We start from the raw sequence: 26,598 nt of genomic DNA on the forward strand, positions 1-26,598 counted from the left end.
CATCTGCGCCAACCGGGTGGACCCGGCCGTCGCCCCACCCCGGGTGCGTCGGTGAAACGGCGGGCGAGTGGTCCGATGGTGCCCCGATCCCCGCCGAACGGAGGCGTTACCGATGCGCTCGTTCCGCCGCGCATTGCCCGTGACCACCAAAACCACCGTGAGCACCAAGACCACCGTGAGCACTGTGACCACCACGACCACCACGGCCACCAGGCCCGCACTGCCCGGGCGGGCGGTCACGCTGGGGGTGCTGCTCGCCGCCGCGCTGGTCGCGGCCGACGGCTCGACGGCCGCCGCGAAGGACATGCGGTTCGGCTGGCACCCGGGCCGCGCCGCCGCACAGCTGGCGCGGGCGAACGAGGGGCGCGGGGCCGGGACCTGCTCCAGCGTCAACCCGTCCCGGAACGTGCTCGGCGGCACCGCGTTCGGCGAGAGCTGCACCGGTAACAACGGTGAGCCCGAGTACTGGTGCGCGGACTTCGTCAAGTGGGCCTGGCAGCGCGCGGGCGCCGATGTCACCGGCCTGGACGGCTGGGCGCACAACTTCGTGACCCATGCGCCCGACAATGGCAGCAGGGTGCACACCGACCCCGACTACCGCCCGCGGCTGGGCGACGCCGCCGTCTACTCCACCCACCACGTCGGCATCGTGACCGCCGTCCACCGGCACGGCTCCATCGAGATCACCAATGGCGACTGGGGCGGCGAGGACATCCCCGGGGACCCGGTCGCCGCGCAGGCCCACTTCGCCAGGACCTCCCGGGTGGTCACCGAGCCGGTGGCCGCCGACCAGGTCCCGGTCGGCAGCTACCAGACGGCCCAGCACTACGTCATCACCGCGTATGTCACGCCCCGAGGAATCTGATCCCCAGCGGCGGTCCCCCGCACCGCAGTTGATCGGCCGTCCACTCTTGCCAGGAGTTACTCGCAGGACGTAATTTTTACTCATGCCAGTAAGAGATCCGGGCCGCTCGGTCACCGCCGTCGCCCGGCGCGCGCAGATCGTCGCGGCCACCATCGAGACCATCGCCGAACTCGGTTACGCCCAGACGTCGTTCGCGCGAATCGCGGAGCGCGCCGAGCTGAGCAGCACCCGGCTGATCTCCTACCACTTCGCGGGCAAGGACGAGCTGATCCAAGCGGTGGTGGCCGACGTCCACGCGAACATGGCGCGGCACCTGGGGGAGCGGCTGGCGAACTGCGCGGACTCGCGCGGCGCCCTCGCCGCGTACATCCGGGGCGTGACCGGCTTCATCGCCGAGCACCGGCCGCAGATGCAGGCCCTGATGTCGATCTTCCTGGAGCAGCAGGGCACCGAACGCCGTGGCACGGAAGGCCGGGGTGCGGAACGCCAGGGAGGGGAAGGCCAGGGTGCGGGCCCGGCCGGCGGCTACGACGCGGGCACCGAGAGGGAGGTGCTGGGCCATCTGCAGCGCATCCTGGCCGCCGGTCAGCAGGCGGGGGAGTTCCGCCCCTTCGACACCTTCGTCATGGCGGCCGCCGTGCAACGCTCGCTGGACGGCCTGCCGTTCCTGCTCCGCACCGAGCCCGGCCTCGATCTCGGCCACTACGCCGAGGAGTTGGTCACCCTCTTCGACCTCGCCACCCGGCGGACCCGATGAACCCCGTGCAGCGGCGGCGACTTGGCCGAGTGCTGCGGGTGCTGGCGGACATCGGAGTCCCAACGGCGATCTACTACGGGCTGCGCGCCGCAGGCGTCAGCATCTACCTCACGCTGGTGATCGTCGCGGTGCTGCCCGCGGCCGTCGCCGTGATCCGGCTGCTCCGCTACGGCAAGGTGGAGGGCCTGGCCCTCTACATGATGGCCGTGATGCTGTTCAGCACCGCCATCTCGCTGATCGACGGCAGCCCGCGGTTCCTGCTCGCCCGCGGCGCCTGGCTGACCGGGATCTCCGGGCTCTGGTTCATCGGCTCCATCTGGGCGGCCCGCCCGCTCGCGTTCCACTACACCCGGCCGCTGCTCGAACACCGCACCCGGGTGGTCAGCATCCCGGGCGACTGGGACGAACTGTGGGAACGACTGCCGAAGTTCCGCCGCATCTGGCGAGTCGGCAGCGTGCTGTGGGGCATCGCACTGCTCGCCGATTCGGCGGCCCGGGTGGTGATGGCCTACACCCTGCCGCCCGATCTGGTGCCGGGCCTCGGCAACCTGCTCTACGGCGTGACGCTGCTCGTCATGATCGTGATCACCAACGTCTACTACATCGCCACCGGCCTCTACGACCGCCGCTCCAGCCTCTACGCCCCGCTCGCCGAACCGGCCCGACCGGCAAGTGCGGAGACCGCGACCCCCTGACGCCCCCGCGCCGCCGGCCTCTTGCGTGCACCCTCGCATGACCTCTTGCGCCGACGCGAACCCGCGTGGGACGATCTTCCCGCCTTGCAGAATGCAAGCAATTCTCATCAAAGGAATGAAGTCCTATGGCCCCGGCGTCCTTCAGCGGCCGCCGCCGGTACTGAGCAACTGCTCCAGTCTCAACTGGCAGCACTCGTCGTACCGTTCACCCCAGCGGTGGCCCCACGAACGCGCGAGCTGACGCAGCGTCAGCAGTGCCGCATCCGTTGAAGCATCCTGCCTTCATCCATCTTCTTTTCGTGAGGTCAACACCACCGTGGACACCCTTGTCCAGAACTTTGCCGTTGCCAACCTGCGCCGCCGCCCCGAGGTCGTCGAGACCGGGGGCTTCGTGGTCGGGATCGACCCCGGCACCACCAGCCCGTACATCAACTACGCCACCCCGCTGCCCGGTACCCGGCCCACCGAGGCCGATGTCGCCGCACTGATCGCGGTCTTCCGGGAGCGCGGGCTCAAGCCGCGCCTGGAGTTCGCGCCCAACACCGCGCCCGAGGTGGCGCCGGCGCTGCTCGCCGCCGGCTTCACCGTCGAGGAGACACACGAGTACCTGGTCTGCACTCCGGAGACCCTGACGCTGCCCACGGCGGCCGACGGCCCGACCGTGGAAATCCCGTCCCAGGACGAGGAGTTCGCCGCCATCGACGCGGCGCTCGCCGAGTCGTTCGGTGGCGCCTTCGCCCACTCCCCGGAGGGCATCGCCCGGCTGCGCCGGACCCAGCAGAACGGCGGGGCCGTGCGGTTCGTCCGGGCGCCCGACGGGAGTTGCGCCGGCGGGGCGTCCTGCTCGGCGCCGGCGGTGGGCACCTCGGAGCTCGCCGGGGTCGGCACCCGGCCGGAGTTCCGCCGCCAGGGGATCGCGGGCGCCGTCACCGCGGCGCTGACCGAGGCGATGTTCGCGCAGGGCGCCGAGTCGGTCTGGCTGGAGTACTCAGGCGACGGTTCGCGCCGGGTCTACGAGGGCGTGGGCTTCCGGCCGGCGGGCACCCGCCTGTACATCTCGCTCGAAGGCTGAGCAGCTCTGGGGGTGGGGCGGTCCCGGCCGCCCCCACCACCACGGATGATCAGTAGGATGACGCCCGATCATGGGGGCGCCCTCGTCGGCGCGGACGAGGAGTCATACGTGTTCGGAATCATCAGACCATGCCAGCACCGGCTGACGGACAAGCTGAAGACGTCCTGGATGGCGCACCTGTGCGGGCTCTGCCTGGCACTGCGGGACGACCACGGCCAACTGGCCCGGACCGCCACCAACTACGACGGCCTGATCATCTCAGTGCTGGTCGAGGCCCAACGTCCGGCCGCCGCCCGGGCGGACGGGCGGCGCACGGCCGGACCGTGCCCGCTGCGCGGCATGCGGTCGGCCGAGGTGGCGAAGGGCGAGGGGGCCAGGCTGGCGGCAGCCGTCTCGCTCGCCCTGGCCTCCGTCAAGGTCCGGGACCATGTGCTGGACGCCGACGGGGTGTTCGCCCGCCGCCCGGTGGCGGCCGGCGCCCGCGTGGTGGCCCGCCGCTGGGACAAGCAGAGCGCGGGCAGCGGCGCGGTGGTCGGCTTCGACACCGCCGTGCTGCTGGACGCCGCCTCGCGGCAGGGCGAGTTGGAGCGCACCGCGATACCCGGCAGCTCGGTGCTGCTGGTCACCGAGCCCACCGAGACCGCCACCGCCGCCGCCTTCGCGCACACCGCGGTGCTGGCCGAGCGCCCCGGCAACGCCGCCGCGCTCAGCGAGGCGGGCCGCCTCTTCGGCCGCCTCGCCCACCTGCTGGACGCGGCCGAGGACCAGGAGGCCGACGACAAGGCCGGCGCCTGGAACCCGCTGACCGCCACCGGCACCTCCCGGGCCGAGGTCGAGCGCCTCTGCCGGGACGCGGTGCACGGAATCCGCCTCGCCCTCAAGGACGTTGAGCTCACCGACCGGGCGCTGACCCATCTGCTGCTGGCGCACGAGACCGAGGCGGCCGTGGAGCGGGTCTTCGGGCACCGGCACGGCGCCGCCTGCGCCACGAAGTCGCAGGGCGCCACGGGCTCGCACAATCCGTACCAGGGCAACCCCTACCAGGGGAACCCCTACCAGGGTGCGCCGAACCAGGGCGGGCCGTACCAGCAGAACCCCTACCAGGGCGGGCCGTACCAGCAGAACCCCTACCAGGCGGGCCGTTCCAGGACGCGCCGCCGCCCGGCAACCCGTACCACTACGGCGGGGGCCAGCCGCCGATGCCGCCCCAGACTCCGGGCAAGCCGCCGCGCGGCCCGCTGGCCGGCTGCGCGATGTGGGCGCTGCTCGCCTGCACCTGCCAGTTGCTCTGCTGCGAGCACAATCACCCGTTCACCCGCGAGCCCCGCAAGGGCTTCTGTGAGCGGCACGACTGCGACTGCTGTGACTGCTGCGATCCTTGCGACTGCAGTTGCCAGGGCTGCCAGTGCTGCTGTGACGCCGAAAGCGCCGGCTGCTGCGGTGGGTGCGACTGCGATTGCGACTGCTGCAGCTGCTGCGACTGCAACTGAATCCCATCAGACGGGGCGCGGCTTCCAGAAGGAAGTCGCGCCCCGCCCTCAGCGGGTGACGGACCGTCAGCCGCTCACGCTCGCGTTGCCGGTCTCGATGTGGCCGGTGGCGCGCCGGCTCCAGGAGGAGTCGCCGCTCACCGTCACGGTGAAGTCGTACCAGCCATTGCAGATCGCGACGTTGTTGAAGTAGTCGGTCACGGTCGCGCCCGGGGCGACCTGGTAAGTCCAGCTGCCGGTGCGGTAGTTGGACGAGGTGATGGTGAAGGTCACGGCGGCGGTGCCGGTGTTGGCCAGCTTGAACCAGACGGCCTGCTGGCCGGAGTCCGGCGCCGGGGCGTAGTACGTCGACGCCTCGGCGGTCCTGCCGGCCGCGGTGGCGTCGCCGGTGAAGTGGCGCAGGAAGCGGTTGGGGCCGTACACGCTCAGGTCGTACTGGCCGTTGCCGTAGTTGGCACCGATGTTGAAGAAGTCGCTGGTGCTGCCATCGGTCCCGGTGGCGGCGTTGTGGGGCGCCACGGTGTACTGCCAGGGCCGCCGGTGCGGTGGGCGTTCGAGTAGATCGAGTAGTGGGCGTAGGCGGTGGCCTGCGGGCCCTGGTTGGCCATGTCGATCCAGAGCAGGATCTGGTTGTTGGCGTCGTACTCGATCCGGTCGACCCAGGCGTTGGGCTGGTAGGGCAGCGCACGGGCCGGCTTGGTGCCGGACTCCTGGGTGGGCAGCGAGTTGGTGCCGGGGCTGGGGTTGATCTGCACGTTGGCGGTCGCCTGGCTGATGGTGGCGCTCGTGTCCGGCAGGCTGGGCAGCCCGTAGACGGGGTTGGCGAAGTCGAACGCGCCGGTGAGGTCGCCGCAGACCTGACGCCGCCAGGCGCTGATGTTGGGGGAGAGGGCGGGGGTGCCCAGCGCAGCGGTCCAGGTCTCCAGGAACCGGATGACGCTGGTGTGGTCGTAGACCTGGGAGTCGACCCAGCCACCGCGGGTCCACGGCGAGGCGATGATCATCGGGACCCGGAAGCCGAGGCCGATGTTGGTGCCGTTGTAGAACTCGCCGGCGGTGTTGGCCGGGGCGGCCGGCGGCGGCACGTGGTCGAAGAAGCCGTCGTTCTCGTCGTAGTTGAGGAACAGGACGGTGGAGTTGAAGGTGTCCGGGTTGGCGGCCAGCGCCTGCAGCACCAGGTTGACGAAGTGCGCGCCGTTCTCCGGCGGACCGTCCGGGTGCTCGGAGAAGAGCTGGTTGGAGACCACCCAGGAGACCTGCGGCAGGGTGCCGTTGACGGCATCGGCCTTGATCGCGTTGGCGATGTCGTCCGGAGTGGAGCCGCTGCTGGGCACCGAGCCCATGCCGTACTGCGACAGCGGGCTCGAACTCGGCGCGCTGGTGAACTGGTTGAAGTAGGCCAAGCCGTTGTCGCCGAAGTTGTCGGAGGCGTTCTGGTAGACCTTCCAGGTCACCCCGGCGTTCTGCAGCGCCTCCGCATAGGTCTGCCACTTCAGACCGGACTCGGAGCCGCCGTCGTAGGCCGGGCCGCCCGCCGTGCCGGCCGGGTCGATCATGCCGGACCACAGGTAGGTGCGGTTGGGGCCGGTCGCCGACAGGATCGAGCAGTGGTACGCGTCGCAGATGGTGTAGGCGTCGGCCAGCGCGTAGTGGAACGGGATGTCCGACCGGTTCATGAAGCCCATGGTCCGGTTGGAACCCTTGGCGGCGATCCAGGAGTCCATCTTGCCGCCGTTCCAGGCCTGGTGCTGGGTGGACCAGGAGTGGTCCAGCGACCCGTCGCACTGGGCCAGCAGCTCGCCGCTCGACCCCCACCACCAGGTGCCGGTCGCGCTCAACTGCCACGGGTACTGCCGGCCGCTGCCGTTCGGCTGGTTGAACACGCTGTTGCCGTCGGGCAGTTGGATGGCCGTACGATCGCCGAAGCCGCGCACGCCCTTCAGCGTGCCGAAGTAGTGGTCGAAGCTGCGGTTCTCCTGCATCAGGACCACGACGTGCTTGACGTCCGTGATCGTACCGCTGGTGCCGGTGGCACCGGTTGCGGCGGTGGCGCGCTGGGCGGCACCGGGGAGAGCCTCCAGGCCGACGACCGCGCCAAGCGCGGCGGCAGAGCCCAGGAACGTGCGGCGGGTGACGGGGGACACCATGGCCTCCGGGGAAGAGTAAGCTATACAACTTGGGGGGCCATAGGACTATCTGGCAAGCAGGTTGCGACTCACCAGTAACTGTATGGCTGTCAGATGAAACCGAGTGGACGGTTCACCGTCAAGCCACCCGACAGCACGGAGCCCGTAGCGCGCGCGGGGTGCGTAGCATGTGGTGATGCGACCGCTGCTCTTCCTGGTTCACCGTGGTCATGGTGATCGAGTACTCGACGCCCCGCGCCGGCATCCGCAACTTCATGCAGGGTTCATCGATTCAGGGCGGCCTTGACGGCTTCGGGCAGCCAGTTCCGCAGGACGTCATAGCCCTCCCCGTCGTTGGAGTAAATGCAATGCCGGAATCGCTGCAGGTCGAACGGGATGTGGCTGGTATCTTGAGCGAGGATGATGACATCCTTCCCCAGGGCGTGGGCCAGGCCCAACTCGTAAAATACGTTGGCGTTTCGGTTGGTCACCTCGGCAATCACGATTCGAGCCGTTGCAATGGATTCGTATACATCCACCATGACGTCATGACCGTACAGGTCGTCCGCCCGGCGGCAGATAAGGGAGTGTCCCTCGATGGACTCGACGATCTGCTTGACCTCTCGCCTCCAAATATAATCGGACCAATTCTCGCTGAAGGGCATCAGCACGAATACCAGGTTGGTCTGGGGCTCGAGCGAGCGCCGGTGGAAAACCGCACGTGACTCAACGAACCCGCTCTGGGGAACCTTGGCGGCCACCGTCTTGACGGGCCTGCCGATCAGTGAGCGGGCAACGCCGACGTACTGACTGAACACGATGAAAGCGCCCTCAAGATCCCTCGGACTGTTCCCGAGGTGCCATTGCGCATCATGGGCCGTAGCTGCTATCGATCCGCTGTAGTCCTCCCCGAGTGGGTCGATGAGGGAGATTAATGCCTTGAGCTCCTCGATCCAGGCTGCACATTCAGGTATGAAGCGGCTGCCGGCAAGCAGCGATTCAGCGCGTTCGAGGAGATGCAGAACAATATCCCTCTCCGAAGAGACGAGCTCTCGGTAGGAATAGGTGAAGTTCCCCATTACAGATGCCACTCGAAACCTTCCCCAAGCGAACCCTTGTGTGGCAAGCGGAGCCCAGCAGGTAGTGCGAGAAGCAGATTTACCAAAAGAATGTCAGGCAGGGCAGGGGCCTTTGTCACATGCAAATGCTGTGCTTGCGGTGATCGGGTCGGACACCGAACCTCCTGGGCCTGATGCTGGACGGCTGGGATTCTATCGGACTTGCGGAGGCGGGGGACGCGTGAGGACGCTCGGGCTACCAGGTTCTGCCGACGCTGCACTGGCGGCCGAGTTGCCACGGTGGCTGGTCGGGGACGGCCGCGAAATGTTCCCGGCCTTCGACAGCCCAGTCGGCGAGGAGCGGGAGCAGCGGCTGTACGAGCGGCGAAGTGCGGAGGCCGGGTAAGGCGATGCTCCTCCTGCTTACGCGACCTGACACCACGTGGGCAAGGCCGTCGAGCATCCCGCCCGCCGCCTGAACGATCGACGTTGGTCCAGAGCTTCCCTTGAGGTGCGGGGTGCGTACTGAGTGCCACGCTGGCTGACAGTCGGTTCGGCAAGCTAGGGGGGAACCTGATGGACGGTCACGGCGGCGGCGACTTCGGTGGGCACCACGATGGCGGGCACCACCACTACGGCGGGCATCACGACGGTGGAAGCCACCACCACGGCGGGCAGCACCACCACGGCGGGCATCACTACGGTGGACAGCGCCACCAGGACGCCTGGACCGCGGCTCCCTGGGTGCCCGGCGACGGGGGGAGTGGCCGGCCGGCGTCGTCGGCGTCCCCGGCCTTGCGGGCCCAACGGCGGAGCTTGATGATCGTGGTGTCGGTGCTGCTGGGGCTCTTCGGGTTGGTGATGGTGCTCCTTCCGCTGCTCGGCGGCTGACAGCGGATGCGGCTCGGGGCCACCGCAGCGAAGGCGGCGGTGGCCCCGACGATCACCAGGAGTTGGTCAACTGGGCAGCTTCCACTGCTGGTTGGCGCTTCCGGTGCAGTCCCAGATCTGCACCTGGGTGCCCGGGGTGGTGGACCAACCCGTGTCGTCCAGGCACCTGTTGGACTGCGGGTTGTAGAGGGCGCCGTCAGACTGCGGGATCCAGACCTGGGCGGCCGTGTTGTTGCAGGTGTAGAGGTCGACGGTGGTGCCGTTGGCGGTGCCGCCGCCGTTGATGTCCAGGCACTTGCCGAGCGCGTGCAGGGTGCTGCCGGCCTGGACGAAGGTCCACTGCTGGGCGGGTGTGCCGTTGCAGGTGTAGACCTGGACGGGGTTGTAGTCGGCGGTGCTGCCGCTGCGGTCGTCCAGGCAGAGCCCGCCGTAGCCCACCACCGGTCCGCCGCCCGAACCACCGCCGCCCGAGCCGCCGTTGGTGGTGTACGCCGCGACGTAGCCGACGCTCATCGTGCCGCCCGAGGTGGTGGCGGAGGTCGGTGTGGTGCAGCCGCAGACGCCGTTGGGGAACCCGCCGCCGATCGCCAGGTCGAAGATGATGGACAGGTTGTGGTCGAAGGCCTGCTGCCAGACGGCGGAGCCGACCTGGCTCTCGTTGACGCTGAAGTACGCGGCCCCGTCCAGGTACCAAGTGATGCTCTCGGCCGCGGTGTTGGTGCGGTCGAGGATCATCGAGTAGGTGTGGAAGCCGCTTTGGCAGCCCGAACAGGCCTGCAGCCCGCTGCCGATGCCGTTGCCCTCGTTGCAGACGCCGCCGGGGTAGGTGCCGCAGTGGATGGTCCCGGCAACCTCGGAGAGGGAGTTGACGTCCTCCATGATGTCGATCTCACCGTTCTCGGGCCACTGGCCGGGGCCCAGCATCCAGAACGCGGGCCAGTAGCCGGGGCCGCCGGCGGGTTGCTGGATGCCGGCGGTCACCTCCAGCTTGCCGCCGGCCGGTGCACCGACCAGCGCGCTGGGGGTGTGGATCCGGCCGGAGGTCCAACTGCCGCCGTTGCCCAGGGCAGTGATGTCGAGATGGCCGTTCCCGTCCAGGTGCACATTGCTGGTCGAGTTGGTCATGGTCTCGATCTCGCCGGTGCCGAAGTTCGAGCCCGGCCCGGTGTCGTAGGTCCAGTTGGCGGCCGACGGCGCGCTGCCGGCCGGGCCGGAGAAGTCGTCGCTGAACACGGTCGTCCAGCCGGCCGGGGGCGGGGGCACCGCGGCGGCTGCGGCCCGGGTGGCGGGGGTGACCAGGACGGCGAGCGCGGCCACCAGTGCGGCGGCCGCCCAGCGACGGAACAGGCGGCGGAGCGGCCGGCGCGGGTGGTGGGGGAGGTGGTGGGGGACAGGGTGGGGGATGGTTCGGGAAGGCATGAGTGGCTCCCTGAATCGACTGACGCGGATTCAACTCCTGTAGTAAGGGACACGTCAATACGCTGAACGGCCGTGGGTTCTCGGAAGAGTTGATTCAACTAATGGACGATCATCGCAATCGCCGACCCGATGATCGATCAGGTTCGGAAGTGGAACCGGGGGCGCATTAACGAGCGTCAACGGGCGGAGGGGCGGCGACGACCGCCCGGGACGAACATGGAGCACAGGACATGACCGGCACGGCAACCCGCTACCTCTACCTGGTCCGGCACGGCGAGGCGCTGCCCGACGAGACCGGCCTGTCGGCGAACGGGCGGCGGCAGGCCGTACTCGTCGGGCAGCGCCTGGCAGGGCGGCCGATCTCGCTGGTGCACCACGGTCCGCTCTGCCGGGCCGCGCAGACCGCCCGACTGATCGCCGAGCAACTGCCGGGCGCCGAGCTGCGCGAGGCGGAGTGCGCCGGCGACTACATGCCGTCCTTCCCGCAGCGCTCGGAGCTCCCACCGGAGGCCGCGGACCACCTGATGCGGTTCCTCGCCCAAGCGACGGACGAGGAGCGGGAAAACGGGCCGGTGCTGGCGCGACAGGCGGTGGAGCGGTTCACCGGCCCGGTCGTCGGCGACCGGGAGCGCCAGCCATGAACTGCTGGTGACGCACAGCTTCCTGGTCGGTTGGCTGGTCCGCCACGCCCTCGGTGCGCCCGAGTGGCGCTGGCTCGGGCTCAACCAGGGCAATGCCGCGCTGACGGTGATCCGGTACGCACCCGGGCGGTTGCCGTCGGTGCTGGTGCACAACGACGTGGACCACCTGCCCGCCGAACTCCGCTGGACCGGCTTCCCGCCCGAACTACGGGTCTGATGCCGACTGGCCGTCGGTGTCCGCGGACCCCGGTTGGAATATCAGTGGTGTAGACCATCATGCCTCGCTAGGTTGCGTGGCCATGACTGGTCAACGGCAGCACTCCCCAATCACCGACCGGGCAGTACCACTGACGCAGGACCAGGAACCCCCGGGCCTGTTCTCCCGCCGCTACGCCGCCGCAACGGTCAGCTTCACGGCGGTGATGTTCCTCACCGGGTTCGCCGCGCTCGCCGTGCTGCCGACGCTGCCGCTGGCGGCGCGCGAGCTGCACGGCCTGCCGCTCTACCCGTTGGCGGCCGGGTGCTTCGTGGCGGCCGGCCTGCTCGGCGGGGTGATCGGCGGTGGCTGGGCGGACCGCCGGGGCGCGCGCCGGCCGCTGGCGGCGGGCGTGCTGCTCTCCGTGGTCACCCTGCTGGTCTCGGCCACCAGCACCTCGATCTGGCAGCTGGCGGCCGGCCGGTTCCTGGACGGGATCGCGGCGGGCCTGGTCGCGGTGTCGGTCAACACCGCGATCGGGCAGTCGTTTCCGGACCGGCTGCGGGCCCGGGCGTTGGCGCTGATGAGCTCCGCGTGGATCATCCCGTCGCTCACCGGGCCGCCGCTGGCCGGACTGGTCGCCTCCTGGTGGTCATGGCGGGCGGTGTTCTTCGCCTTGGCTGCGCTGACCGTGCTGCCGTCCGTGGCCGTCGTGCTGGTGCTGCGCCGCCGCGGATCCGAGCCGCCGCCAGCCCGACTGTCCACTGCACGGCCTGGGTTGGGCGCGGCCGCCGCCGTCAGTGTCGGGGCCGCGTTGGGGCAGTACGCCGTCGCCGGCTCGGACCTCGGCCATCTGCTCTGCGGCGCGGTGGGAGTGCTGCTGCTGGTGCTCTTCGCCTCCCGCCTGCTGCCGCACGGCACTTGGCGGGCGGCGCGCGGACTGCCCGCCTCGGTGCTGCTGCGCGGCCTGAGTTCGGGTGTGTACTTCACCGTCGAGGCGTTCGTGCCGCTGCTGCTGGACACCGTGCGACGCGTTCCAACGGCGGTCCCCGCATTGGCTTTTACGGGTGCGGCACTGGCTTGGGCAGCGGCCTCCTGGGTGCAGAGCCACTGGCTGGAACGGGTGCCGCGCCACCGGCTGGTGGCCGGCGGCGCGGTGGTGCTGGCCGGTGCGGTGGCGGTGGCAGGGCTCGCCACGGTGCGCGCGTTGCCGGCGGCACCGGCCGCCGCGGCGTTGGTGCTCGCCGCCGTGGGCATGGGCGCGTTGGCCCCCTCGCTGACGCTGCTCTCCCTCTCCCACGCACCGGCGGACCGCCAGGGGTTCGCCAGCAGCGCCATGCAGACCACCCAGAACCTCGGGCAGATCGTGGTGCTGGGCGCGGCGTCGGGGCTGTTCAACGGGCTCGGGGGCGTCGCGGCCGGCGTCGGGGGCTTCCGCTGGGCGTTCGCGGTGCTGCTGCTTCCGTGCGCGGCGGTGGTACTGCTGGCGGGGCGGGCCAGGGCGACCTCCGCACCCGCCTGACCGCTCAGCGCGGCACGGTCACCACGATCTTGCCGATCTGCGCGTTGGACTCCAAGTGGCGGTGCGCGTCCACGATGTGGTCCAGCTCGAAGGTCCGGTCCACCACCGAGCGGAACGCGCCGGACCGCAGCCCGGCGATGATGAACGCCTCGGCCCGGCGCAGCCGTTCGGGGTGCCGGCTGACCTCGTGCATGGTGTACGAGCGGATGGCGAGGGCGGGCAGGCCGAGTTCGATGCCGGGGTAGGGGGTGGGCTCGCCGCTCAGCGCGCCGTAGACGATGTGGGTTCCCTCCGGGGCGACCAGTCGGGCCAGTTCGGTGATGCCGGGGCCGGCAACGGCGTCGAAGACGAACTCCGCGCCCCGCCCGTCGGTGGCCGCGCGCACCCGCGCGGCGACGTCCTCCTGCTCGGTGGCGATCACCTCCGCCGCGCCCTCCTTCAGCAGCGCCTCCTTCTTGGCCTCGGTGCGGGTCAGCGCGATCGCGCGGGCGCCGATCCGGTTGGCGAGGTGGATGGCCGCCAGCCCGGTGCTGCTGGACGCCGCGTTCACCAGCACGGTGTCGCCGGGCCGCATGCCGCCGGTCTCCATCAGGGCGCCGTAGGCGGTGAGGTAGGGCATCCAGACCGAGGCGCCCGCCACCGGGTCGAGCTCCTCGGGGCGGTGCAGCAGCGCGCCGGCGGGGACCAGCGCCTGTTCGGCGTAGATGCCGTAGTCGTTCTGCGAGAAGCCGGGCACGGTGCTGACCGGCTGGCCGGGCCGGAAGTCGGTGACACCGTCGCCGACCGCCTCGACCACGCCGGCGGCCTCGGTGCCCAGCCGCGCCGGGAACTGCCTGACGGCCTCGATGTAGTGGCCGGTGCGGAACAGTACCTCCGCCCGGTTGAGGCCGATCGCATCCACCCGGATCCGCACCTCGCCGGGGCCCGGCTCGCCGACCGTCACCTCCTGAAGCCGCATCACCTCAGGTCCGCCGAGCTCGTGAAACAGCACTGCCTTGGTCATCGCGTCGTCCTCCCCTGCCCTTGTGCGGGTCACCCCGGAGGCCTCTCCGAGGCGGTTCCCACTCAAACGGAAAGTACGATCGCTGTCAAACTTTGACGGCCGTCGTACTATGGAGCCATGGACGCCGATCGCACCCCGCACCACCCCGACCCGCGGACCGTCAGCCTGCAGCAGGTCCTCGACGCCCTGGTGGACCCGGTCCGGCGCAGCATCGTCACGCAACTCGACGGTGCCCGCGCCGACGTCAAGTGCGGTGAGTTCGACCTCCCGGTCAGCAAGTCCACGGCCACCCACCACTTCCGGATCCTGCGCGAGGCGGGGCTGATCCGGCAGTACTACGCGGGCACCGCGCGGATGAACGAGCTGCGCGGTGCGGAGGTCGAGGCGGCCTTCCCGGGCCTGCTGGCCGCGGTGATCGAGGCGGAGCGGGCAGCGCAAGGGGCGGGCCCGGGCGGCGCATAGCGGTAGGCCCGGGCGGCGCGCTGACGGTGCGTCGCGAAGCGAACGGTCAGGCCTGCCGAGTGGTCGGACCCGCTCGGTGGTCAGACTTGCTCGAGGTCGGCGGTGAGCGCTGCCATGTCGATGCCGTTGACGGTCCCCGCCTCCTTGTACTCCTGGGCCAGCACCGCCCATGCCTCGTCGGAGTAGGTGGACCACCAGTTCCAGGCGATCCGCTGCACCCCGCCCCAGGTGATCGCATAGATGTAGTCCGCGTCATAGCCGAGCAGCGGGATCGCGTGCCCGCCCTCGATCGGCTGCTGCTGCCAGTCGGGCACCAGGCTCCATGGCTGCCCCTGCTGGAACTGCGTCTGTGCGTTGGCCGGCACCTGAATGCCCGCGTACACGGCGCCGAAGAGCCACATGGTCTGCTGGAGTGCGGTCAGGTCGTGCACGTTGACCGGTGCGTAGCCGAGTGCGGTGTTGCCCCACAGGCCGCTGCGCTGCCAGTTCTTGAGCACATCGGCCTCCACCAGGCCGGTGTCCTGGCCGCCGGTGAGCTGGAGGTACTCGGCCACGACGTCCTTGGGCGTCGGGACGGCGTCGGACTCCTTGGTCTCGGCGTTCCAGGATTGGATCATGTGCGCGGCGGCGGCCATCGTGCAGTCGCCGTACTGGTCGTTGCCGTCCATGGGCCACTCGGGAACGTTGTTGGCCCAGTCCACCGCCGCCGGGGGTGCGGGGAGCGGGGTCTTGGCATAGGCCGCGAAGTCCCGGAGCGCGGTGGGGAACTGGGGGGCGAGTTTGCCGAACTTGCCGGCGACGTGGTTCATGGTCCATCTCCCTGCGCGGCTACGCGTTGGATGTACGTATATGCCAGATATGTACCTTGTATACTTACAAGCCTCCGCCCCCTTCGAGGACCAGTCAAGAAGGACGAGGCAAGCCACCGGAAGAGCCCAGGAGGCGGCCGTGAGCAGGGACGGGACCGGCAGCTCCGCCGCACATGACGGGGATCGTGCACCCCCGGCGCGGCGGGCCCGACTGACCCGCCCGCGGGTGCTCGCCACAGCCGTCGCCCTGGTCGACCGCGACGGCCTGGCCGCACTGACCATGCGCAGCCTCGCCACCGAGCTGGGCGTCGAGCCGATGGCCCTCTACCGCTACGCCTCCGGCAAGCAGGCGCTGCTGGACGGCATGGTGGAGGCGTTCTGTGCCGAGGTGAACGAGAGGCTCGGGCTGGCCACCGACTCCGGCCCGGCAGGCGCTGCCGTCGGTGCGGACTGGCGTGCCGAGCTGCACCGGGTCGTCAACGTGTTCCAAGCGGTCGCCGAAGCCCACCCTCGGGTGTTTCCGCTGGTGGTCACCCGCCCGCTGGACGTGCCGCTGGCCCGCCGCTCGACGGCGGCGCTCCGGCTCAATGAACACGTCCTGGCGCTGCTGACTCAGGCCGGACTCGACGACCGCGCCACACTGCGCCTCTACCGCGCCGTCGTCGGCTGGACGACCGGCTACCTGCTGGTGGACCGGCGGCAGGTCGTCGACAATCCCGACGAGCCGGAACCGCTGCTCAGGCTGGGGCTGCACCGGCTGCCCGTCACGGAGTACCCACGGCTGCGCGCACTGGCCGGGCTGCTGGCGGACCATGATCCGGAGGTGGAGCTGGCGGCCGGCCTGGACATCCTGCTCGACGAGCTGGGGACGCCCCCGCAGCGGTGACGGGCGGCCCTCTGCCCAACTCGGCTACCGTCCGGTAATTTTGTCGCCATCCCGGCCGGCGGCCGGCCCAGGCGGCGAGAGAGGCAGGCCCGATGGCGATTCCGTTCCAGGTCCGACTGCAGGCGGCAGCGCTGCGGGCGGTGTACGGGCTGCCCGCGCCGCTGCGCCGGGCGATCGCCGGACCGCAGGTGCGCCGCGACGGGCAACTGCTGGCGCTCGACGCCCAGCTGCTGCTGCGGTTGCAGCAGCTCTCCGGCGAGGGCCTGGTGCACCCCAGCGGCCAGGTCGAGCCGTCCCGGACCGGAGTGGAGCACTCGCGGCACACCCTAGGCGGCGCGCGCATCGAACCGATGACGGTCCGCGAGATCCCGGTACCGGTCGAGCACGGCGAGCTCCCGGCCACCCTCTACATCCCTGCGGGCCTCGGGGACGAACCGTCCGGGCTGCTGGTCTTCTACCACGGCGGCGGCTGGGTGCTCGGCTCCCGGGCCAGCCACGACGGCGCCGCCCGGTTCCTGGCCCGGCACGCGGGCGTCCGGGTGCTGTCGGTGGAGTACCGGCGAGCACCCGAGCACATCTTCCCGGCCGCCGTGGACGACGCACTCGCCGCCTTCGACCACGCCCACGCCAAAGCCGCCGACCTCGGCGTGGACCCGGACCGGATCGCGGTCGGCGGCGACAGCGCCGGCGGCAACCTGGCCGCCGTCGTCGCCCAGCTCGCCGTCACCCGGGGCGGCCCGGCACCGGCCTTCCAACTGCTCTGCTACCCGGCCACCGACGCCTCCCGGCGCCGCCGCTCCCGCGAGCTGTTCGCCGACGGCTTCCTGCTGACCAGCGACCAGATGGACTGGTTCGGCGACCACTACGCGCCGGCCGGCGTGGACCGCGCCGACCCGCGGATCTCCCCACTGCTCACCGCCGACCTCACCGGCCTGCCGCCGGCCTACATCGCCACGGCGGGCTTCGACCCGCTGCGCGACGAGGGCGAGGCCTACGCGGAGCGGCTGCGCGAGGCCGGCGTGCCGGTGGCACTCAGCCGGCAGCCCGACCTGATCCACGGCTACCTCAGCTACCTGGGCGTCGGCCGCCGCTTTCGCGAGGCCGCCGCCGAAGCGGCGGGCGCGCTGCGGATGGCGCTCAGCCGCTGAGCGGCGTCGCGGGCCGGGCCGGCCCGGTGGCGAGTGGCCACCGGCACGGAGCCGCTGAGGCGGTGCCCACTGCATCACCCAGCCCGTCGCGGGCCGGGCCGGCCTGGTTGCGAGTGGCCACCGGCACGAACCCGCTGAGGCGGTGCCCACTGCATCACCCAGCCGCCCGGCGCTGGGCCCGTCCCGGCCCCCGCTGTTGAGCAGCCCCCGCGTCACTTCACCGGACGCCGCCCCAGCCACACCTGGCGGCCGGCGCGCACGGTCAGGTCGGCGCGCCGCAGCACGCTGTGCGCGCCGTCGTCGTCGGTGAGTTGGTCGAGCACCGCCAGGTCCTCGGCGGCCGCCGCCTCGGCGATCCGGTCCCGCAGCCCGCGCAGCACCAGCTGGGCGTAACGGCCGACCGCCTTCGACCCGGTCGGCGCCAGCTCGGCCTCGAAGCGCCGCTCGGCCGCGATCTCGAATCCGGCGCCGGTCAGCAGCGGCCCCCAGTCCGCGCCCAAGTACGGCAGCTCCACGGCCCGTTGGGGCTCCAGCAGCGCGCGGCAGCGGAGCTCGAGGCCGGGCCGGCCGATGCCGAGCTCCTCCGGCAGGAACCGGGGCTGCGAGTCGATCTCGACCAGGGCGAACAGCCCGCCGGGCCGGAGCGCGGCGAACACCTCGCGCATCGCCCGGGCCGGGTCCGCCATGTGGTGCATCGCGGTCGCGGACCAGGCCAGGTCCAGCCCGCCGCCGAAGTCCGGCCAGTCGCCGTCCAGGTCCGCTTCGACAGCGCGCACGCGGTCCGCCGTCCCATTGGCCTTCGCCTTGCCGAGCATGTGCTCGGTCATCATCGGCGATCCATCGACGGCGACCGCCTCGGCCTCGGGGAAGCGCGAGAGCAGCGCGAAGGTGCCGGCCCCGGTGCCGCTGCCCAGGTCGACGAACCGCCGCACGTCCCCGGCGTCCCCGGCGTGCGCGGCGACCAGGTCGACCACGTCGTCGTGCAGCGAGCGCAGCACCTCGGCGTCCAGGTCGAGCATCGCGGCCAGGGCGGCTTGCCGCTCGGCGCTCTCCGGTCCACCGTGGCCGCTGCCGTGGTGGTGGTGATGGTGGTGGGTGTGATCAGCCATGCTTCGACGATACGAACATCTTGCGCCAATGGCATAGCCTCTTGCCCATGGCGCAAGAATTCAGTGAGTTGGACGCCCTGGTGCGCAAGCGGATCCGCGGACTGCGGCTGGCGATGGGCTGGTCACTCGACGAACTCGCCGCCCGCTGCTACCTCAGCCCGTCGACGCTGAGCCGCATCGAGACCGGGGCCCGCCGGATCAGCCTCGACCAGCTGGCCTCGCTGGCCCGCGCCCTGGACACCTCGCTGGACCAACTGGTCCAGGCCGGCACCGACGAGGACGTGATCCTGCGACCCCGCCCCGACTCCGGACCCGGCGTGACCAGCTGGGCCCTGGGTCGCGACCCGGCCGTCACCGTGGCCCGGATGCGGATCACCCGCCCCGCCCCGACCGGCCCCGCCGACCTGAAGGCCCACCCCGGCCGCGAGTGGTTCACCGTGCTCTCCGGCACCATCGTGCTGCTGCTCGGCGACCGCCGGATCCTGGTCGACGCGGGCCAGGCCGCCGAGTTCCACACCATGACCCCGCACGCGATCGGCGCCCAGTCCGGTGCTGCCGAGATCCTCGGCATCTTCGACCGCGACGCCCAGCGCACCCACCTGCGGCCGGAGAGCTGACGCACGACCTCAGGTGACCGGCAGCCGGGCCTCGACCTGGTCACCGTCCGGCGCGGGGCTGAGCGCGGCACCGTTGCGGCGCAGGGCGCCCAGCGCCGCGGCGTTGTGGGATCGGGTGTCGGCGACCACGTGGTCGGCGCCCAGGCGGGCAGCCTCGGCGCGAATCAGCCCCAGGGTGGCGGTGCCGATGCCGCGTCCGCGCCGGGAGCGGGCGAGCCAGAGGCCGGTCTCCAACACCCCTGGGGTGGACGGGTCGCGGCGCGCCAGCCGGGCCGAGCCCACGATGCTCCCGTCGTCCACCACGGCGAAGGTGACCTCGGCGAGCGGGCCGGCGAGGCCTGCTCGGCGGGCACGGTGCCAGGTGCGGAAGGCTTCTTGGCGGGTCTGCGTCCACCCGGGCGGGCCGGCGACGGGCGGCATCACCTCCTCGGGTGCCGCGTCGGCGACCGCCACGGCCAGCAGCCCGGCCAGGGTCTGCTCGTCCATTGCCCGCAACTCCACCTGCTCGGTCATCTGTTGGGAGGTCCTCTCTGGTCGGGCCGGCTGACCGCCGCTGATCCGGTCGGCCGGCCAAGGGAATTCGCTGGCAGACCGACCAGGACGGATGTTAGGTGTAGGGCATGCTACGAGGTGTTAGGACACTGCTCCGGGCCAGGCATCAGGACGACGTTCCGGTGCTGCAGGCCGAGTTGTACGACGATGTCCCGGTCCGGGTGCAGGGCGACAGCCGCCCCTGGCACCCGGTCCCGGACGGGAGCGAAGCCGCCCTCTTCGCCGTGCGAGCCCCGACACCGGAGGCCGCGCACTTCTCGGTGGTCGAGCTGGCCTCGGGGGAGTTGGCGGGAGAGGCGCTGCTCTGGGGGATCGACCAGCACAACCGCGGCGCCCACCTGGGCCTCGCGCTGCGGCCGGCCTGGCGCGGCCGGGGGCTGGGGAGCGACGCGGTCGAGGTGCTCTGCCACTACGGGTTCACCGTGCTCGGCCTGCGGCGCCTGCAACTTGAGACGCTGGCCGAGAACGCCGCGATGATCCAGGCCGGCACCCGGTCCGGCTTCACCGTGGAGGGCGGCTGCGCCGTGCGGCCTGGGTGTACGGCGAGTTCCGCGATGAGGTCATCATGGGCCTGCTCGCCGAGGAGTGGCAGGACGCTCGGCTCGGCGGACCGGCCTGATCCGCCGAGCAATTCGCCGCCTGGTAGCGCGAGATCGGCCATGGCCGAGCCCTGGGCCCGACCGCTCGACCAGGCCGCTCACCCGGCCCTGACGCCAAGTCGACTACCGCGGGCGCTGGTCCCAGACCCAGGCCGCGATGCCGACGCGGTTGCGGGCGCCCAACTTGCGTTGGACCGTGGCGAGATGGTTCTTCACCGTGCCGGCGGCGAGGAACAGCTCGGCCGCGATCTCGGCGTTGGTGGCGCCGTCCGCGACCAGCTCGGCGATCTCCTTCTCCCGCGGGCTGAGCGGCTCCAACGGCGGTGCGCTGAGTGGTGGTTGGCCGCCATCACGGTGGGACAGCTCGCGCAGCAGCCGCACCGTCACCTGTGGGCTGAGCAAGGTGTCCCCGGCCGCCGCCGCGCGGACCGCCTCCGCCAGCAGCGCCGGGCTGGACCGCTTGAGCAGGAACCCGGCGGCGCCGTGCCGCAGCGCGGTGTGCACGTACTCGTCCAGGTCGAAGGTGGTGACCACGACCACCCGCAGCGGGTCGGCCACGCCGGGGCCGGCGAGTTGCCGGGTGACCTCCAGCCCGTCCAGCTGGGGCATCCGGATGTCGGCGAGCACCACGTCCGGGCGCAGCGCGCGGGCCTGCTCGATGGCGCTGCGGCCGTCGGCGGCCTCACCGACCACCGTCATGTCCGGTTGGGCTTCCAGGATGATCCGGTAGGCGCTGCGGATGTCGTCATGGTCGTCGGCCAGCAGGATCCGAATGGTCACAACGCCTCCCCGGCGAGCGGCAGCAGTGCCCGAACCTGCCAACCAGCCTCAGTGCGACCGGAGTTGAACGTGCCACCGAGCGCCTCGACCCGGGCGCCCAGCGCCGCCAGCCCGTGGCCGCCGTCCCGCCGGGTCCGCCGATCGCCGGGCCTGCCGTCATCGGTGATCCGCACCTCCAACTGCCCGCCGGCGGTGCGCACGCTGACCTCGACCCGGGTGGCGGTGGCTGCGTGCCGCCGCACATTGGTCAGCGCCTCCACCACGATCCGGTAGGCGGTCGCGCCGACTTCGCGGCTGACCTGCCGGGCGGAGTTCCGCAGCCGTGCCTCGACGGACCCGGCGGCGGTGAACCGATCGGTCAGCGCGGGCAGTTCGTCCAGCCCGTGCTGCGGTTCGCGCTCGCCGGCCTGCTGCTCGGTCCGGAGCAGCCGCACGGTCCGGTCCAGGGCGGTCAGTGCCTGCTGCCCGGCCTGCTCGATCCGCTGGAAGACGGCGGCCGCCTGCTCCGGGTGCTGCTGCGCCAGGATCGCCCCGGCCTGCGCCTGGGCGACCATGCCGCTGACGTCATGCGCCACGAAGTCATGCAGGTCGTGGGCGAGTTCGAGGCGCTGGGCGCGGCGGGTGGCCGCCACCTCGCGGTGCCGCCGCTGGTCCAGGGCGCCGAGGTACCGGCCGACCAGAGCCGCGACCGCCAGGCCGCCGGTGCCGAAGCCGAGCAGCTGCACCTGCTCCGTCCAGGTCGGCGGGTGCATGAAGCGCAGCGGCCACAGCAGCGCGGCCAAGACCGCCGGGGCCAGCGCGAGTTGCTGCCGTCCGGCCCGCACGGCCAGCGCCACCAGCAGGAGCAGCGCCAGCAGTTCGAGCACCCCGGCCAGCCCGGAGAGCCGGTCGCCCTCCTGGTACGGCCGGGCCCACCAGGCGGCCGCCGTCAGTGCCGTGGACCCCGCGCCCACGCAGCCGGCCGCCAACGCCGGCCGCACGCGGCCACCCCAACCGGCCAGCACTGCGCCCAGTACCGCTCCCGCGGCCATCAGAACCGCCAATACCTCATACATGGTGATCAGCTTAGGGAGTCCCACCCCTCCCGCGCCCGTGCCGAAGGGCACCTGAGCGGGCGTCAGTAGTGCCGATCGGCATCTGCCGCCGATCCCGGCGAGTCGCGGAAGCTGGAGTCATCCCGAAGACGACTCCCCGAGGAGCTCACCATGATCGACACCGCACCGCGCTGGGCCGACCGCGCCGCCCGCCTCACCGTGCTCACCACCATGCCGTCCGGACTCTGGCGACTGGCCCTGGGGGTTGGCATCCCGGTCGGCTTCTCCGGCGAAACCAAGCGCATGTTCGACTCCAATACGCCAGGCTGGGGAACGGTCCTTGCGATCGCGCTGAGCGCCCTCGCCGAGGTGCTCGCCTTCCTCACCGTCGGCCTGGTCCGCCCCTGGGGCCGGGTGGCGCCCCGCTGGCTGCCGTGGCTCGGCGGGCGCCGGATCCATCCGCTGGCCGCCGCCATCCCCGCCTCGCTCGGCGCCGCAGTCGTCACGCTGCTCACTTGGTCGGCCGCGTTCGGCGGCTGGGAGCACAACATGACCAACCCGGACTCCCCGCGCGGGACGGCCGGCTTGATCATGACGCTCTGCTACGCGCCACTGCTGCTCTGGGGCCGCTGTTGGGCGCCGTGACAGTGGACTTCCTGCGCCGGTCTCGGGCATGACGCGCGGAGCTGGCATGATCTGACGATACGTCATATATGGAGCGTATGGTCTGACGGAAAGCCATCCGGGAGGTCACTGTGGGTACCGAACCAGCCCCCGAGCCCATCACTCAACTGCCGACCACCGTCCAGGACGTGATCCAGCGGATGAAGCGGATCGACGCCGAATTCGACGCCCGCGACGGGGTCGCCTGCTTCAACCGGATGTACCTGAGGGTCACCGAGCTGGTCGCGGCCAGCCTCGCCGAGAACTACTTCGCGGACGGCGCCTTCATCGAGCGGATGGATGTGATCTTCGCCGGTCTGTACTTGCGCAACGTCGAGGCCGCCAAGGCCGGCAATCCGGTCAACGCCGCCTGGCGGCCCCTCGTCGACCTGCGCGACGACCGGAGGATCCTCTCGATCCAGTACGCCCTGGCCGGAATGAACGCGCACATCAACCACGACCTCGCGCTCTCCGTGATCCTCACCTGCAAGGAGCGCCGCACCACGCCCGACACATCGCCGGTCCACGCCGACTACCTCAAGGTCAACGAGCTGCTGGCCAGGGTGGAGGCCGAGGTACGGGCCGAGTTCGAGCCCGAACTCGTCAGACTGGCGACCGCGGACGCCGAGTCGATCACGCACATCCTGAGCACCTTCAGCATCGAGGCCGCTCGGGACGCCTCCTGGCTCTCGGTCCAGCTGCTCTGGCCGCAGCGGGACATTCCGTTCACCTATGACCGGGCCTGCGCCGGAATCGCGGAGACCACCGGCATGGTGGGGCGCCTGCTGCTCACCCCGGTGCCGTTGTCGGCAAGTTGACGGATAGTCCGAATTCCGGGTGGGCAACCCGGTGGAGCAAATTTCAACAGAGTGTTGACGCGATGTTTCCAAGGCGCTCAGCTGGGCGTCAACACGGCAGCGCATAGCGGTGGGCGGTATCCGCTCGCTCGTCAAGATCAACCTGGATGATGCGCGGAACATCGTGATCATCTCGGTCTCGCTGGCGATCGGCGTCGTCCCGCTGGCTGCGCCCGATGTCCGCGACCCGCGCGGCCAGTTGGCGCTGGCGATCGGCGTCGTCCCGCTGGCTGCGCCCGATGTCCGCGACCCGCGCGGCCAGTTGGTCACCCCGGGCATCTACCACGACTTCCCGTCCTGGGCGCAGACCATCTTCGGCAGCGGCATCAGCGCCGGCGCCCTCACCGCGGTCGCGCTCAACCTGCTCTTCCATCACATGGGCGCGCGCCGGCGACGGGACCGGGTGGCACTGGCGCCGTAGTCCGACGGCTTCTTCGTGCTTGCACGGCAAGACACTTGGAACTTCCGACCGCACTTGACTCCGGGCCGATGATCCCGCAGGCTGCAGGGGTGAGTGAGTATTCACCCACCCCTGCTCCCGCCTAGCGGGAGCCTGATCGAGGAGGACACCAGTGATCGTCGTCACCGGCGCCACCGGCGGCATCGGCCGCCGCCTGGTCGACCAACTGCTGGCCGAGGGTGCCCCGGTTCGCGCCCTGACCAGGAACCCCGCGAACGCCGGCCTGCCGATCGCCGCGCAGACCGTGCGGGCCGACTTCACCGCCGGGCAACCCCTGGAGCCACTGCTGGAGGGCGCCGAGGCGCTCTACCTCAACCTCGCGGCCACCGGCGAGCAGGGCACCCAGGCGCTGATCCGGGCCGCCGGGAACGCCGGGGTCCGCCGGATCGTCTTCAACTCCGCGATGGCCGTCACCGGGCTGGCCGGCCGGCCCAGCCTGATCGGCCAACTGCACGTGCCGGTCGAGGAGGCGATCCGGGCGACCGGTCTCGAATGGTGCTTCATCCGCGGCGGGATGTACGCGACCAACAGCCTGAACTGGGCGCCCGCCATCCGCGCCACCGGCACCGTGCACGCCCCCTACGGCCAGGCCGTGGTGGCCCCGGTGCACGAGGCGGACGTTGCCGATGTCACCGCCCGCGCCCTGCTCGACCGGGACGGCACCCACAACGGCACGGTGCACACTCTGACCGGCACCCAGCCGCTGACGGTCGCCCAGCAGGTGGAGCAGATCGGCCAGGCCATCGGGCGCGAGCTCAGCTTCGTCGAGGTCGGCGAGGAGGACGCCCTGGAGGCACAGGTGGCCCACGGGGTGCCGCGCCCGCTCGCGGCCGAACTGCTGCGGTTCCTGGCCGCCTCGGTCGGTGCGGTGCCCGAGATGACGGACACCATCGAGCAGGTGACGGGCCGGCCGGCGCGCAGCTATGCCGACTGGGCGCGCGACCACGCGGCCGACTTCCGCTGATGCGGTCCCGTGGTCCGTTGGCGGCCGCCGAACTCCCGGCCGCCAACGGACCACGGGCTTGCGGAACGGGCGGGCGACCTGCGGGTTCATCCACGGCTGGATGGCGCGCCACCCCTCGCACGCCGATCTCGCCCACCAGGACAGCGGCCAGGCGTCCGGCTGAGGACCGCCCTGGGCGGTCAGCCGGGTGCCCGTTCGGCCCCGAAGCGCCCGGTCCACCGAAGGGCCCAGCCTGACGCGCCCTCATCCGCGCCGCGGGCGAGGATGGCGGCGTTGTCGGCCGCGCGGTGGGCGCGGCGGGATCGGGGCACCCAGGAAGAAGCAGACGCATGACGATCGATCGACGGCGGCTCCTGACCGCGTTGGGCGCCACCGGCGCCATGGTGATGACGGGGGCGCGCGGCGCGGCGGCCCAGGCCGCTACCGGGACTCGCACCGGCCCCGACCTGCTGCCGGGCATCGACGCCTGGCCGGTCCGGCCCCGGGGGACCGCCGCCGCACCACCCGACTGGAAGGCGCTCAAGGCCCGACTGGGCAGCCGGCTGGTGATGCCCAGCGACCCGTCCTACAGCTACGAGCGGCTCGGCTTCAACGAGTTGAACGACCAGCAGATGCCCGCCGCCGTCGCCCGGTGCGTATCGGCCGGCGACGTCCAGGCCTGCCTCGACGTGGCCCGGGGCCACGGGATCCCGATCGCGGCCCGCAGCGGCGGGCACAGCTACCTCGGCTACAGCGTCCCGAACGGCGGCCTGGTGATCGACCTGCGCTACCTGTGCCAGGTGCGGGTGCGCTCCGACGGCACCGCGCTGGTCGGGGCCGGAGCCCGGCTGATCGAGGTCTACGCGGGGCTCGCCCAGGCCGGCCGGCTGCTCCCGGCCGGCTCCTGCCCCACCGTCGGGGTCGCCGGGCTCACCCAGGGCGGCGGCATCGGTGTGCTGACCCGCAAGTACGGGCTGACCTGCGACCGCTTGACCGCCGCCCAACTGGTCACCGCAGACTCGAAGTTGCTCCTGGCCTCGGCCGAGTCCGAGCCCGACCTGCACTGGGCGCTGCGCGGCGGTGGCGGCGGCAACTTCGGCGTGGTCACCCAGTTCGCCTTCCGCACGGAGCCGGCGCCCCCGCTGACCGTCTTCATCCTGACCTTCCCGGCCGGCTCCGCCGCTGCCGTCATCGGTGCCTGGCAGAGCTGGGCGTCGGCGGCGCCCCCCGAGTTGTGGTCCAGCTGCCAGATCGCCAGCGGCACGCCGCCGACCGTCCGGATCGTCGGCTGCTACGTGGGCGACCAGAGCAGCCTGACACCGCTGATCGACCAACTGGCCGCGGCCGCCGGGGTGCAGCCGACCCGCCTCGTCCAGCCCAAGGACTACCTGGACGCCATGAAGTTCATGGCGGGCTGCGCCAGCGACACCATCGAGCAGTGCCACCTGTGGTGGGAGGGCGGCATCCTGCAGCGAGCGTCCTTCATCGCCGAATCCCGGATGCTGCCCGCCAAGCCGCTGGACGGGGCAAGGTGGCGGACCTGATGGTCGGGCCGAACGGAATGTCCCTGCTGCTGGACGTACTTGGCGGCGCCGTCGCCGAACTCGCCCCGACGCAACGGCATTCCCGCACCGCCACTCCCTGGCGAGCGCCCAGATCTACGCGGACACCACCCGAGCCGGCTACGCCGCCACCAAGAAGGCGGTCGACGCCGTCCGCGACGGGCTCGCCGCCCTGGGCGCGACGGGCGCCTACGTCAACTACATCGACGACACCCTGCCGCACTGGGGGCAGGCGTACTACGGCAGGAACCTGCCCAAGCTGAAGAAGGTGGCGCGACACTACGACCCGGACCGGGTGTTCGCCTTCCCGCAGTCGGTGGTGAACGGCACCTGATGGTGGTTCCGCTCGTCACGGGTGGCTGAAATGCGTGCGGCAGCGGCT

The 26,598-nt window shown here is 71.3% G+C and carries 26 protein-coding genes and 4 pseudogenes; 18 read left to right on the forward strand and 12 right to left on the reverse strand.

The annotated features are described in order from the left end of the window. The first annotated feature begins 157 nt into the window (after nt 1–157). The 5 genes and pseudogenes from E6W39_RS38380 to E6W39_RS38400 all read left to right on the forward strand — a co-directional run bounded on the left by E6W39_RS38380 (nt 158) and on the right by E6W39_RS38400 (nt 4,879). Nucleotides 158–865 (forward strand): CHAP domain-containing protein, encoded by a 708-nt coding sequence (locus E6W39_RS38380; RefSeq protein ID WP_181799652.1) that lies wholly within the window; start codon nt 158–160, stop codon nt 863–865. 82 nt (nt 866–947) lie between these two features. Further along, the gene (locus E6W39_RS38385; RefSeq protein ID WP_141637395.1) at nt 948–1,622 is read left to right on the forward strand and encodes a TetR/AcrR family transcriptional regulator; all 675 of its coding nucleotides are present in this window, start codon (nt 948–950) and stop codon (nt 1,620–1,622) included. After that, nucleotides 1,619–2,317, forward strand: a complete 699-nt coding sequence (locus tag E6W39_RS38390; protein ID WP_141637396.1) for a VC0807 family protein — start codon at nt 1,619–1,621, stop codon at nt 2,315–2,317. Before E6W39_RS38385 ends, E6W39_RS38390 begins: the two co-directional genes overlap by 4 nt. Before the next feature lie 316 nt (nt 2,318–2,633). Beyond that, nucleotides 2,634–3,389: a GNAT family N-acetyltransferase gene (locus E6W39_RS38395; protein ID WP_141637397.1), complete on the forward strand. Its 756-nt coding sequence runs from the start codon at nt 2,634–2,636 to the stop codon at nt 3,387–3,389. Nucleotides 3,390–3,557: 168 nt separating this feature from the next. Continuing rightward, a pseudogene (locus tag E6W39_RS38400) lies at nt 3,558–4,879 on the forward strand (DUF5685 family protein). Nucleotides 4,880–4,945: 66 nt separating this feature from the next. Here E6W39_RS38400 and E6W39_RS38405 read toward each other — a convergent pair. The 5 genes and pseudogenes from E6W39_RS38405 to E6W39_RS38420 all read right to left on the reverse strand — a co-directional run bounded on the left by E6W39_RS38405 (nt 4,946) and on the right by E6W39_RS38420 (nt 10,373). Beyond that, nucleotides 4,946–7,023: pseudogene (locus E6W39_RS38405) on the reverse strand (phosphocholine-specific phospholipase C). 266 nt (nt 7,024–7,289) lie between these two features. Beyond that, entirely contained in the window at nt 7,290–8,084 is a 795-nt protein-coding gene (locus tag E6W39_RS38410; RefSeq protein ID WP_141637398.1) for a hypothetical protein, read from the reverse strand. A 540-nt stretch (nt 8,085–8,624) separates the two neighbouring features. Beyond that, nucleotides 8,625–8,780 carry a hypothetical protein gene (locus tag E6W39_RS40160; RefSeq protein ID WP_181799653.1) on the reverse strand — a complete coding sequence of 52 codons (156 nt, stop codon included), beginning with the start codon at nt 8,778–8,780 and terminating at the stop codon, nt 8,625–8,627. Then, a complete protein-coding gene (locus tag E6W39_RS40165) occupies nt 8,762–9,010 on the reverse strand; it encodes a hypothetical protein (protein WP_181799654.1) in 249 nt (82 codons plus the stop codon). The genes E6W39_RS40160 and E6W39_RS40165 overlap by 19 nt, the downstream gene beginning before the upstream one ends. 10 nt (nt 9,011–9,020) lie before the next feature. Further along, a complete protein-coding gene (locus E6W39_RS38420) occupies nt 9,021–10,373 on the reverse strand; it encodes a ricin-type beta-trefoil lectin domain protein (protein ID WP_141637400.1) in 1,353 nt (450 codons plus the stop codon). Nucleotides 10,374–10,603: 230 nt separating this feature from the next. On the opposite strand from E6W39_RS38420, the pseudogene E6W39_RS38425 reads away from it, so the two are divergent. Then, nucleotides 10,604–11,231 (forward strand): annotated as a pseudogene (locus E6W39_RS38425) (histidine phosphatase family protein). A 205-nt stretch (nt 11,232–11,436) separates the two neighbouring features. Beyond that, a complete protein-coding gene (locus E6W39_RS38430) occupies nt 11,437–12,732 on the forward strand; it encodes an MFS transporter (RefSeq protein ID WP_141638205.1) in 1,296 nt (431 codons plus the stop codon). Between the two features lie 4 nt (nt 12,733–12,736). Here E6W39_RS38430 and E6W39_RS38435 read toward each other — a convergent pair whose 3' ends face one another. Further along, a complete protein-coding gene (locus E6W39_RS38435) occupies nt 12,737–13,735 on the reverse strand; it encodes a zinc-dependent alcohol dehydrogenase family protein (RefSeq protein WP_141637401.1) in 999 nt (332 codons plus the stop codon). Nucleotides 13,736–13,852: 117 nt separating this feature from the next. On the opposite strand from E6W39_RS38435, the gene E6W39_RS38440 reads away from it, so the two are divergent. Further along, entirely contained in the window at nt 13,853–14,197 is a 345-nt protein-coding gene (locus tag E6W39_RS38440; protein ID WP_141637402.1) for an ArsR/SmtB family transcription factor, read from the forward strand. Between the two features lie 80 nt (nt 14,198–14,277). On the opposite strand, the gene E6W39_RS38445 is transcribed toward E6W39_RS38440, so the two are convergent. Continuing rightward, nucleotides 14,278–15,006 (reverse strand): hypothetical protein, encoded by a 729-nt coding sequence (locus E6W39_RS38445; protein WP_141637403.1) that lies wholly within the window; start codon nt 15,004–15,006, stop codon nt 14,278–14,280. A gap of 139 nt (nt 15,007–15,145) precedes the next feature. Here E6W39_RS38445 and E6W39_RS38450 point away from each other — a divergent pair, with 139 nt between their 5' ends. Both E6W39_RS38450 and E6W39_RS38455 read left to right on the forward strand, forming a co-directional pair. Then, complete coding sequence (locus E6W39_RS38450; protein WP_228718581.1) at nt 15,146–15,892, forward strand: TetR/AcrR family transcriptional regulator; 747 nt, start codon at nt 15,146–15,148, stop codon at nt 15,890–15,892. A gap of 92 nt (nt 15,893–15,984) precedes the next feature. Continuing rightward, the gene (locus tag E6W39_RS38455; RefSeq protein WP_141637405.1) at nt 15,985–17,040 is read left to right on the forward strand and encodes an alpha/beta hydrolase; all 1,056 of its coding nucleotides are present in this window, start codon (nt 15,985–15,987) and stop codon (nt 17,038–17,040) included. A gap of 212 nt (nt 17,041–17,252) precedes the next feature. Here the strand turns inward: E6W39_RS38455 and E6W39_RS38460 are convergent, their stop codons facing one another. Next, the gene (locus E6W39_RS38460) at nt 17,253–18,149 is read right to left on the reverse strand and encodes a class I SAM-dependent methyltransferase (RefSeq protein WP_141637406.1); all 897 of its coding nucleotides are present in this window, start codon (nt 18,147–18,149) and stop codon (nt 17,253–17,255) included. A gap of 47 nt (nt 18,150–18,196) precedes the next feature. Between E6W39_RS38460 and E6W39_RS38465 the strand changes: the two genes are divergently transcribed. Next, nucleotides 18,197–18,766, forward strand: coding sequence for a helix-turn-helix domain-containing protein (locus E6W39_RS38465; protein WP_141637407.1), 570 nt, complete (start codon nt 18,197–18,199; stop codon nt 18,764–18,766). A gap of 9 nt (nt 18,767–18,775) precedes the next feature. On the opposite strand, the gene E6W39_RS38470 is transcribed toward E6W39_RS38465, so the two are convergent. Beyond that, the gene (locus E6W39_RS38470) at nt 18,776–19,279 is read right to left on the reverse strand and encodes a GNAT family N-acetyltransferase (RefSeq protein WP_141637408.1); all 504 of its coding nucleotides are present in this window, start codon (nt 19,277–19,279) and stop codon (nt 18,776–18,778) included. A gap of 107 nt (nt 19,280–19,386) precedes the next feature. On the opposite strand from E6W39_RS38470, the pseudogene E6W39_RS38475 reads away from it, so the two are divergent. Continuing rightward, nucleotides 19,387–19,764: pseudogene (locus tag E6W39_RS38475) on the forward strand (GNAT family N-acetyltransferase); the annotation flags it as partial. On the opposite strand, the gene E6W39_RS43870 reads toward E6W39_RS38475, so the two are convergent. From E6W39_RS43870 to E6W39_RS38485, 3 genes are all read right to left on the reverse strand, one after another. Further along, a complete protein-coding gene (locus E6W39_RS43870; RefSeq protein ID WP_323809142.1) occupies nt 19,728–19,979 on the reverse strand; it encodes a hypothetical protein in 252 nt (83 codons plus the stop codon). The pseudogene E6W39_RS38475 and the gene E6W39_RS43870 sit on opposite strands and share 37 nt — an antisense overlap. A 61-nt stretch (nt 19,980–20,040) precedes the next feature. Further along, the gene (locus tag E6W39_RS38480) at nt 20,041–20,697 is read right to left on the reverse strand and encodes a response regulator (protein WP_141637409.1); all 657 of its coding nucleotides are present in this window, start codon (nt 20,695–20,697) and stop codon (nt 20,041–20,043) included. Beyond that, on the reverse strand, nt 20,694–21,752 hold the full coding sequence (locus E6W39_RS38485; protein WP_141637410.1) for a sensor histidine kinase: 1,059 nt from the start codon (nt 21,750–21,752) through the stop codon (nt 20,694–20,696). Before E6W39_RS38485 ends, E6W39_RS38480 begins: the two co-directional genes overlap by 4 nt. A gap of 150 nt (nt 21,753–21,902) precedes the next feature. Between E6W39_RS38485 and E6W39_RS38490 the strand changes: the two genes are divergently transcribed. The 6 genes from E6W39_RS38490 to E6W39_RS42455 all read left to right on the forward strand — a co-directional run bounded on the left by E6W39_RS38490 (nt 21,903) and on the right by E6W39_RS42455 (nt 26,550). Next, nucleotides 21,903–22,376 (forward strand): hypothetical protein, encoded by a 474-nt coding sequence (locus E6W39_RS38490; protein ID WP_228718582.1) that lies wholly within the window; start codon nt 21,903–21,905, stop codon nt 22,374–22,376. 110 nt (nt 22,377–22,486) lie between these two features. Beyond that, nucleotides 22,487–23,212, forward strand: coding sequence for a DUF5995 family protein (locus E6W39_RS38495; protein WP_220140329.1), 726 nt, complete (start codon nt 22,487–22,489; stop codon nt 23,210–23,212). Between the two features lie 109 nt (nt 23,213–23,321). Further along, a complete protein-coding gene (locus E6W39_RS38500; RefSeq protein WP_141637411.1) occupies nt 23,322–23,672 on the forward strand; it encodes a hypothetical protein in 351 nt (116 codons plus the stop codon). Nucleotides 23,673–23,823: 151 nt separating this feature from the next. Next, the gene (locus E6W39_RS38505; protein ID WP_141637412.1) at nt 23,824–24,675 is read left to right on the forward strand and encodes an NAD(P)H-binding protein; all 852 of its coding nucleotides are present in this window, start codon (nt 23,824–23,826) and stop codon (nt 24,673–24,675) included. A 329-nt stretch (nt 24,676–25,004) separates the two neighbouring features. Next, complete coding sequence (locus E6W39_RS38510; RefSeq protein ID WP_228718583.1) at nt 25,005–26,198, forward strand: FAD-binding oxidoreductase; 1,194 nt, start codon at nt 25,005–25,007, stop codon at nt 26,196–26,198. A 232-nt stretch (nt 26,199–26,430) separates the two neighbouring features. Continuing rightward, the gene (locus E6W39_RS42455) at nt 26,431–26,550 is read left to right on the forward strand and encodes a BBE domain-containing protein (protein WP_267286786.1); all 120 of its coding nucleotides are present in this window, start codon (nt 26,431–26,433) and stop codon (nt 26,548–26,550) included. The last annotated feature ends 48 nt before the right edge of the window (nt 26,551–26,598 follow it).

It is taken from the genome of Kitasatospora acidiphila (genome assembly GCF_006636205.1).
In the GTDB taxonomy this organism is placed as follows: Bacteria; Actinomycetota; Actinomycetes; order Streptomycetales; family Streptomycetaceae; genus Kitasatospora; species Kitasatospora acidiphila.